Origin of the sequence: Nonomuraea zeae, assembly GCF_005889725.1 — a bacterium.
In the GTDB taxonomy this organism is placed as follows: Bacteria; Actinomycetota; Actinomycetes; order Streptosporangiales; family Streptosporangiaceae; genus Nonomuraea; species Nonomuraea zeae.
Map to the genome: position 1 here is coordinate 1 of NZ_VCKX01000422.1, position 8,585 is coordinate 8,585.

Annotated in this window: 10 protein-coding genes, 1 pseudogene and 1 riboswitch; of the genes and pseudogenes, 5 read left to right on the forward strand and 6 right to left on the reverse strand. The window is 69.5% G+C overall.

Annotation, left to right across the window (positions count from 1 at the left end):
• Window positions 1-186: 186 nt before the first annotated feature.
• On the forward strand, window positions 187-729 hold the full coding sequence (locus ETD85_RS57375; RefSeq protein WP_138698254.1) for a PadR family transcriptional regulator: 543 nt from the start codon (window positions 187-189) through the stop codon (window positions 727-729).
• Here the strand turns inward: ETD85_RS57375 and ETD85_RS67800 are convergent.
• Complete coding sequence (locus tag ETD85_RS67800; protein WP_138698255.1) at window positions 708-1,631, reverse strand: GNAT family N-acetyltransferase; 924 nt, start codon at window positions 1,629-1,631, stop codon at window positions 708-710. The genes ETD85_RS57375 and ETD85_RS67800 overlap by 22 nt on opposite strands.
• 76 nt (window positions 1,632-1,707) lie before the next feature.
• On the opposite strand from ETD85_RS67800, the gene ETD85_RS57385 reads away from it, so the two are divergent.
• Entirely contained in the window at window positions 1,708-2,157 is a 450-nt protein-coding gene (locus ETD85_RS57385; protein ID WP_240780082.1) for a hypothetical protein, read from the forward strand.
• 25 nt (window positions 2,158-2,182) lie between these two features.
• On the opposite strand, the gene ETD85_RS57390 is transcribed toward ETD85_RS57385, so the two are convergent.
• From ETD85_RS57390 to ETD85_RS57400, 3 genes are all read right to left on the reverse strand, one after another.
• Entirely contained in the window at window positions 2,183-2,542 is a 360-nt protein-coding gene (locus ETD85_RS57390; RefSeq protein ID WP_338087265.1) for a VOC family protein, read from the reverse strand.
• A 35-nt stretch (window positions 2,543-2,577) separates the two neighbouring features.
• Window positions 2,578-2,892, reverse strand: a complete 315-nt coding sequence (locus ETD85_RS57395; protein WP_138698256.1) for a DMT family transporter — start codon at window positions 2,890-2,892, stop codon at window positions 2,578-2,580.
• A 32-nt stretch (window positions 2,893-2,924) separates the two neighbouring features.
• Window positions 2,925-2,983: riboswitch (guanidine-III (ykkC-III) riboswitch) on the reverse strand.
• Between the two features lie 25 nt (window positions 2,984-3,008).
• Window positions 3,009-3,806, reverse strand: a complete 798-nt coding sequence (locus tag ETD85_RS57400; protein WP_138698257.1) for a class I SAM-dependent methyltransferase — start codon at window positions 3,804-3,806, stop codon at window positions 3,009-3,011.
• Window positions 3,807-3,907: 101 nt separating this feature from the next.
• On the opposite strand from ETD85_RS57400, the gene ETD85_RS57405 reads away from it, so the two are divergent.
• The 3 genes from ETD85_RS57405 to ETD85_RS57415 all read left to right on the forward strand — a co-directional run bounded on the left by ETD85_RS57405 (window position 3,908) and on the right by ETD85_RS57415 (window position 7,089).
• A complete protein-coding gene (locus ETD85_RS57405; protein ID WP_138698258.1) occupies window positions 3,908-5,713 on the forward strand; it encodes an acyl-CoA dehydrogenase in 1,806 nt (601 codons plus the stop codon).
• A 141-nt stretch (window positions 5,714-5,854) separates the two neighbouring features.
• On the forward strand, window positions 5,855-6,793 hold the full coding sequence (locus tag ETD85_RS57410; RefSeq protein ID WP_138698259.1) for an MBL fold metallo-hydrolase: 939 nt from the start codon (window positions 5,855-5,857) through the stop codon (window positions 6,791-6,793).
• 71 nt (window positions 6,794-6,864) lie between these two features.
• A complete protein-coding gene (locus ETD85_RS57415) occupies window positions 6,865-7,089 on the forward strand; it encodes a hypothetical protein (RefSeq protein WP_138698260.1) in 225 nt (74 codons plus the stop codon).
• Here ETD85_RS57415 and ETD85_RS57420 read toward each other — a convergent pair.
• On the reverse strand, window positions 7,086-7,379 hold the full coding sequence (locus tag ETD85_RS57420) for a Dabb family protein (protein ID WP_138698261.1): 294 nt from the start codon (window positions 7,377-7,379) through the stop codon (window positions 7,086-7,088). The two genes, ETD85_RS57415 and ETD85_RS57420, sit on opposite strands and share 4 nt — an antisense overlap.
• A 138-nt stretch (window positions 7,380-7,517) precedes the next feature.
• Window positions 7,518-8,429: pseudogene (locus tag ETD85_RS57425) on the reverse strand (dihydrolipoamide acetyltransferase family protein); the annotation flags it as partial.
• Window positions 8,430-8,585: the final 156 nt, after the last annotated feature.

Here is an 8,585-nt window from a genome sequence, read left to right on the forward strand (position 1 = left end):
GGGGGCGGCGTGGCGGTCGTGGGGGCGCCGGACGGGCCGGCCGCCGCTCCGGTGCCGACCGCGCCCCCGCAGGCCGTCAGCACCATCATGAGCCCCGCTAAGCCGATGAACCGCATGGCCGCCCCCTTCTCCGGCACTATGTCTAAACTGACATAGTCATGAGGGCACCATATCCTTGGCCACGCCATGACCTCAACGCTGGGATTCGCGATCCTCGCCGTGCTGGCGCGCGGCGATCGCACGGGATACGACCTCGCCGCGGCGATGCGGCGGCCGGTCGGCTACTTCTGGACGGCCGGGCACAGCCAGATCCACGCCGAGCTGCAGAAGCTGCGGACGGGCGGGCTGGTGCGGTTCACGACCGAGCACGGGCCGGGGCCGCAGGACAAGAAGCTCTATCACCTGACGGCCGAGGGCCTGGCCGCGCTCAGGGAGTGGGTCACCGAGCCGGCGCGCGAGCGGCCCGAGCGCGATGAGCTGGTGCTGAAGACGTACGCGTCGTGGCTGGCCGAACCGGGGCTGGTCAGGCGGCTGTTCGCCGACCAGCTCGCCGCGCACGAGGAGCGCCTGGCCGAGTACGAGCGGCAGGAGGCGTCATTCGGCGGCCCGCCACCGTTCGGCGATCCCCGGTTCGGCAACTACGCCACGCTGCGGTGCGGGCTGAGCTACGAGCGGCACCGGGCCGAGTGGTGCCGCTGGATGCTGGCTCAGCTCAGCGACAGCTTGTAGCCCTCGTGGGAGGCGGTGAAGCCGAGCGAGTCGTAGAAGCGGTGCGCGTCCGTACGCGACTTGTCGGAGGTGAGCTGCACCACCGCGCAGCCGCGGGCCCGCGCCCGGTCCACCGCCCACTCGATCATCTTGCGGCCGAGGCCCTGGCCGCGCGTGGTGGCGGCGACCCTGACGGCCTCGATCTGGCAGCGCTCGGCGCCCAGCCGCGACAGCCCGGCCAGGTACGTGAGCTGCATCGTGCCCACCACCTTGCCCTCCTGCTCGGCCACGATCAGCTCGTCGAAGGGGTTGGCGTCGATCCGCTCGAACGCCGTCAGATAGCGCTCGTCGCCCGGGTCGCCCTCGCGGGTGGCGCCGAGGTGGTCGTCGGCCAGCATCGCCACGATGGCGGGCACGTCGTCCCTGCGCGCCTGGCGGAAGATCAGTGACAGCACGTAGAACGTCTCCATCAGCTCGGGGTTGGACGGCAGCGCCATGACCTTGGACGTGGCGCTGAAGCCCTTGCGGGCGTAGAGGGCACGGGCGGCGTGGTTCTGGTCCACGGCCCAGAGGCCGACCTGCTCGGCCCCGATGTCCCTGGCCCAGGCCACGGCCTCGTCCACGAGCCGGGAGGCGGCGCCCTTGCCCCTGGCCTCCGGCGCGACCCACATGGACAGCAGGTGGGCCAGCTCGCCCTCCCGCCTGATGCACACCAGTCCCACGTCGGCGCCGCCGTTCTCGGCCACCCACCACCGCGAGTCCGGGTCTTCCAGTCTTTCCGCCCATTTCCCGGGCGGGAAGTCGACCTCGCGCCCGTACGAGGAGCCGAACGCGTCCGGCGAGTCCCGCAGAGCGCGCAGCCGGACGTCCTTCAGACGGTCTCCGTCGCCGGGCTGGAGTCGCACAATCACCATTTCCTGCATGTCCGAATGATGTCAGGGACGCCTCAGGGTCCATCCCCGATGCCCCTCGGGTGGCCCGGACGGCAGCATGAATGACATGAACGAAATCAGTCGACGCGATGAGGTCTCGCTGTCGGGCGCCGCGCTGCGCGGAGCCCCTTGGAAGGCCGCCGCCATCGGTGGCGGCGCCGTGACCGCGGCCAGCTACGGCATGGGCCTGCTCACGGGTGGTGGCGATCTGGTGTGGGCGCTGGGGCTGGGTATCAGCCTGTTCGCCCTGATCGCCGCGATCGGAGCGGTCTCCAAGCCGGGAGAGGGCGACCGGGTGACCCGCCAGGCGCGCCAGTGGTCGCTGCAGCACCCCTGGAAGTTCTCGCTGCTGCCCGCCGGCATCACCGCCGTGCTGGACTATCCGGTGCAGCTCGTGCTCGACGGGGAAGGCGTGTTCGGCTCGGCCTGGCACTCGCTGTGGCACGGCGCGCTGGTCTACCTGATCGCCGGCATCCTCACGCTCTCGATGCGGGGCCGGGCGCGCACCGCCCGGTGAGCGCCCGCCCGCCGGCCGGAGGTCGTCAGACCTCCCGCTCCGCCTGGCTCCTGCAGACGCAGAACTCGTTGCCCTCGGGGTCGAGCATGGTGACCCAGCCGGTGCCGTCGGGCTGCCGCCGGTCGTCGAAGACGGTCGCGCCCAGCCCGACCAGCCGCTCGACCTCCTGGTCGCGGGTCCTGCCATCGGTGCCGTTGACGTCGAGGTGCAGCCGGTTCTTCACGGTCTTGCCCTCGGGCACGCGGATGAACAGCAGGAACGGGTCCTGCTTCGTGCGCAGCATCACCTCGGGGTCGCCGGGATTGTCGTCGTCACCCAACGGCAGCCCTGTGGCCCTGCTCCACCAGCTGGCGATCTCGTACGGGTCCGCGGCGTCGATGGTCACGGCATGGATCACCCAACCCGACACCACCGAGCACGTCAAGCCAGTGTTCGCAGGCCGATGACCCCGGCCAGGATCAGGCCGATCGAGATGAGCCGGGCCGGCGAGACGTCGTCGCCCATGGCGATCATGCCGAGGATCGCGGTGCCCGCCGCGCCGACGCCGGTCCAGACGGCGTACGCGGTGCCGACCTCCAGGGTCTTGAGCGCGTACGAGAGCAGGCCGAAGCTCAGCACGGCCGTGACCAGGAACGACATGGTCCACCACAGCTGGGTGAAACCATGACTGAGCTTGAGCGAGAGCGCCATGCCGACCTCGAAGACGCCGGCCAGCACGATGAAGATCCACGCCATGATCGGACTCCCTGTAGACGAGACTGTGTGCCGATGCGTCGTCTTGGCGTTCCGGGTACGGCGCGTCTCGTCCGGGAGCTGTCAGCTCACCGATAAGAACAAGCCGGCTGGGCGGGTCATTCCCACCAGATGGTGACCCACCGGTCTCTGGGCATCGGCCACATGCCGAGCTCCAGCACCGTCGCCGCCACCTCCTCCGCCCTCGACGGGTCGAGGCACACCCGCCGGCACGCGCTGGCGGCCAGCTCCTCCAGCGACATGAAACGTTCCAGGGGAGCTTCCCTCTCCTCCACCTGCACCGCGAAGCCGAGCGCCGCGGCCAGCGCCACGCAATCCTCCGCGATGGGCCGCACCGGCCGGTCGACCCCGTGGAAGTGCTGCCACAGCGGCGTCATCCAGCTCATGGGATGGCGGTGCGGCAACTCGATCACGACCCTGCCCTGAGTGCGGTCGTCGAGCGCCCGCAGGAACGGCACCAGGTCGGGGACGTTGTAGACCACGTGCGCGGCGATCGTCGCGTCGGCCACGGGCACCCGGCCGGCCACGTCGGGCCAGCGGCCCTCGACCGTCGTGACCGGGACCCCCAGCTTGTCGGCCCTGGCCGTCAACCCCTCCAGCATCGACGCGGAGGTGTCCACCGCGTAGAGGTGGCCGATGCGCCGGCTCAGCGGCAGCGAGGATGCGCCCGGGCCCGAGCCGACGTCGAGCAGCGTGCCCTTGTCGGGCAGCGCCTCGGACAGTCGGGTCATGGTCGGCCCGTCGTCGGGCTCGGCCAGCGCCCTGTCGGTGCGGGTGCCGAACCGTTCCGGCGAGTGACTCCACGGATCGGCGGGAGCCTTGGCCATGATCTCGTCGGGGATGGCCCAGGATTCCAGTCGCGCCCGCCACCTGTCGGCGAGTTCTTCGGCGTCCATGGGGAGAGCATGCCATGCATAACAGGGGTTACCCACGGGTAGCATTGCAGAGTAAGGTTACTGACCAGTAGAAAACCCTCGGTTCAAGGAGATCGGCGCCCATGGGCCACTACAGAAGTAACGTGCGCGACCTGGAGTTCAACCTCTTCGAGGTGTTCGGGAGAGGCGAGATCCTCGGCACAGGCCCCTTCGCGGAAGTCGACGAGGACGTCGCCCGCAGCATTCTGGACGAGGTCAACCGGCTGGCGACGGGCGTGCTCGCGGACTCGTTCGAGGAGGGCGACCGGCACCCGCCCGTGTTCGACCCGGCCACCGGCTCCGTGACCGTGCCCGAGGGCTTCAAGAAGTCGTACAAGGCACTGGTCGACGGCGGCTGGGCCCACCTTGACCTGCCCACCGAGCTGGGCGGTCCCGGCATCCCGAGGACGCTGGCCTGGGCCACGGCCGAGATGGTGCTCGGCTCGAACCCGGCGCTGTACATGTACGCCGCGGGCCCCAATTTCGCCTACACGCTGTGGAAGGTGGGCACTCCGGAGCAGAAGCGCTTCGCGGAGCTGGCCATCGAGCGCAACTGGGGCGCCACGATGGTGCTGACCGAGCCCGACGCGGGCTCCGACGTGGGCGCCGGGCGGACCAAGGCGGTACGGCAGCCCGACGGCACCTGGCACATCGAGGGCGTCAAGCGCTTCATCACCAGCGCCGAGCACGACATGTCGGACAACATCTTCCACCTCGTGCTGGCCCGCCCCGAGGGCCACGGCCCGGGCACCAAGGGGCTGTCGATGTTCCTGGTGCCGAAGTTCCACGTGGACCTCGAGACCGGTGAGCTGGGCGAGCGCAACGGCGTCTACGTCACGAACGTCGAGAAGAAGATGGGCCTGAAGGTCTCCACGACCTGCGAGCTCACGTTCGGCGACAAGCACCCGGCGGTCGGCTGGCTGATCGGCGAGGTGCACGAGGGCATCAAGCAGATGTTCATGGTCATCGAGCACGCCCGCATGATGGTCGGCACCAAGGCCATCGCCACGCTCTCCACGGGCTACCTGAACGCCCTGGAGTACGCCAAGGCCCGCTTCCAGGGCTCCGACCTGACCAGGATGACGGACAAGACCGCCCCGCGCGTGACCGTGACCCACCACCCGGACGTGCGGCGCGAGCTCATGCTGCAGAAGTCGTACGCCGAGGGCATGCGGGCCCTGGTGCTCTACACGGCCACGTTCCAGGACGCGATCCTCATCGACCCGGACGACCGGCACGCCCACGCGATGAACGACCTGCTGCTGCCCCTCGTCAAGGGCGTCGGCTCCGAGCGGTCGTACGAGCTGCTGTCGCGCTCGCTGCAGACCCTCGGCGGCTCCGGCTACCTCCAGGACTACCCGATCGAGCAGTACATCCGCGACTCCAAGATCGACTCCCTGTATGAGGGCACCACCGCGATCCAGGGGCTCGACCTGTTCTTCAGGAAGATCCTGCGCAACCAGGGCGCCGCGGTCGGCGCGCTGCTGACCGAGATCGGCGAGTTCGCCGCGTCCGAGGCGGGCAACGGCCGGCTCAAGGAGGAGCGCAAGCTGCTCGCCGAGGCCGCCGCCGAGGTCAAGGCCATGGGCGACACCATGGCGGGCTGGGCGCTCGGCTCGCTGGAGTCGCCGCAGGAGGTCTACAAGGTCGGCCTGAACACCACCAGGCTGCTGCTCTCGCTGGGCGACCTGGTGATCGGCTGGCTGCTGCTGCGGCAGGCCGAGGTGGCGCTGGCCCGGCTGACCGAGGTGGAAGATCCGTTCTACCTGGGCAAGGTCGCCTCCGCGTCCTTCTTCGCCAAGACCGTGCTGCCCCGGCTGGCCGCCGAGCGGCGCGTGCTCGAATCCACCGGGCAGGAGCTCATGGAGCTGCCCGAGGAGGCCTTCTAACCCCTGACGGCCCCGTACAGGCCCTCACGGACCCCTCTGCCACCCGCGGCAGTCGCCCGCAGAACGCCCGCCTGGTTCCAGGCGGGCGTTCTGTCGTGAAAGACACAGTCAGCGGCGGGCGCGGCGAGTAGCTTCGCGGGCATGAGCTCGTCTTCGCACGATCATCCCCTGCCGCCCCCGCGCGTCGAAGAGGTCTCGGACGGCGTCTATGCCTACATCCAGCCCGACGGGAGCTGGTGGATCAACAACACCGGCTTCCTGGCCGGGACGCGCGGCGTCGTCTGCATCGACGCCTGCTCGACCGAGCGCAGGACCCGGGACTTCAGGGCGGCGATCGGCAAGGTCAGCGACCGGCCGATCACCACGCTGGTCAACACCCACCACCATGGTGACCACACCTTCGGAAACTGGCTGTTCCCCGAGGCGACGATCGTCGGGCACGAGGGCGTGCGCGCGCAGATCCTGGCCGACGGCATCCCCGCCTACCGGGCCGCGTGGTCGCCCGAGGTGGAGTGGGGCAGGATGGAGCTCGCGCCGCCCTTCCTGACCTTCACCGACCGGGTCACCCTGCACTCCGACGACCTGCGCTGCGAGGTCAGGCACGTCGGTCACGCCGCCCACACGACCAACGACTCGTACGTGTGGATCCCGGAGCGGCGGCTGCTGTTCTCCGGCGACCTCGTCTTCAACGGCGGCACGCCGTTCGTGCTCATGGGCTCGGTGATCGGGGCGCTGAACGCCCTCGCCCAGCTCAGGGAGCTCGGCGCGGAGACCGTCGTGCCCGGGCACGGCGAGGTGTGCGGGCCGGAGGTGTTCGACCAGGTCGAGGGCTACCTGAGGTTCGTCAGGCAGACGGCCGAGCGGGGCCGGGCGGCAGGGCTGTCGCCCCTGGACGCGGCCAGGGAGACCGACCTCGGCGAGTGGGGCGGGCTGCTGGACGCCGAGCGCATCGTCGGCAACCTGCACCGCGCCTACGCCGAACTCGACGGGCAGCCCATCGGCGCGCCGATCGACCTGGCCACGGCGGTGCTCGACATGATCACTTACAACGGCGGGAAGCCACTGTCCTGTCTTGCCTGAGATGGCACGGGTGTGATCGCCGTTACCCGGGTATGACCGTGGCTGTACTCGCCAATTGCCTGGAGGTCGTCATGGGTGTCGGGGTAAGCATCTTCTTCCTCACGCTTGGCGCCATCCTGCGGTTCGCGATCGAGCCCGACGTGTTCGGCCAGAGCGTCCACATGGACGTGATCGGCGTCATCTTCATGATCGTCGGCGGCGTGGGCGTGGTGCTGAGCATCGTGCTGGCCCCCAGGCGGGGGCGCACGTCGGACGACCGGCTGATGCACCGCGAGAACAACCCGCCGGACATCTAGAGCGCGAGCTGCACCGCGGCCCGGCTGGCGAGGATCGGCTTGATGTGCTCCGCGATCACCGCCTGGTGCTGGGGGTGGTCGCGGTAGACCAGGTAGTCCTCGACGCTGTCGAAGTCGGCCACCACGGCGTACTCGTAGTTGCCCTGGTTGATGCCCGCGTCGCCGCCGACCGTGTAGGAGCGCAGCTGCGGGATCGCGCCGGGCAGTTTGCGCAGCTCGGTGGTCACCGTGGCCTTCTGCTCGTCGGTGGCGGCTTCGGTCCAGGTGAACAGCACGATGTGGCGAATCATGCGGACCACGATATCGATGTATCTGATCGGGGGTCCGCCGGCTCTGACGTGGTTGGGTGCGGGAGTCCGGGCCTACGGCGGCCGCCGGGGGAGGGGTCCTCCCGGCGGCCGCCGTATTCACGCCCCGTGTTGGGGCGGCTAGCTCCAGGCGAGCATGCGGAGGGGGTCCTCCAGCATGGCGCCGACGTCGCGCAGGAACAGAGAGCCCAGCTCGCCGTCCACGACCCGGTGGTCGAACGAGAGCGCCAGGGTCGTCACCTTGCGTACGGCCAGCTCGCCGTCGACCACCCACGGCATGTCCCTGATCTGGCCGACGGCGAGGATGGCGGTCTCGCCGGGATTCAGGATCGGGGTGCCCGCGTCCACGCCGAACACGCCCACGTTCGTGATCGTGATCGTGCCCCCGGCCATCTCGGCCGGTTGCGTGCGGCCCGCCCTGGCCGTCTCCGTGAGCCGGGCCAGCTCCCCGGCCAGGCCGGGAAGAGACAGCTCGTGGGCGTCCTTGATGTTGGGCACCACGAGGCCGCGCGGGGTGGCGGCGGCGATGCCCAGGTTCACGTAGTGCTTGACCACGATCTCCTGCGCCGCCTCGTCCCATGCGGAGTTGACCATGGGATAGCGCCTGGCCGCCGTGAGCACGGCCTTGGCCACCAGGAGCAGCGGGGAGACCTTGACCTCCGCGAAATCCTGGAGCGTGCGCAGCCGCTGGACCGCCTCCATCGTCCGCGTCGCATCCACCTGGAGGAACTCGGTGACGTGGGGTGCGGTGAAGGCGCTGGCGACCACGGCCTGGGCGGTCATCTTGCGCACGCCCTTGACGGGGACGCGCTCCTCGCGCCGCCGCTCCCCCGCGGCCTCGCGCCGCGCGGGCGGTGCGGCCTGCGGGGCGTCCGCCGCCGCGTGGATGTCGTCGCGGGTGATCGAGCCCTCCGGGCCCGTGCCCGTGACGGCCGTCAGGTCCACGCCCAGATCCTTGGCGAGCTTGCGGACCGGCGGCTTGGCCAGGACGGTCACCCGGCCCGCCTGGGCGGGCACAGGACCTGCCGGGGCCTGCCTCGCCTGGGCACTGCCTGATCTGTCTCTTATACACATCTCCGAGCCCACGAGACCCTAAGACAACTCGTATGCCGTCTTCTGCTTGAAAAAAAAAAAAAGATAATAGAAGAGAAAATGTAAGAGAAGAATAAAAAAATAATATAAAGATAG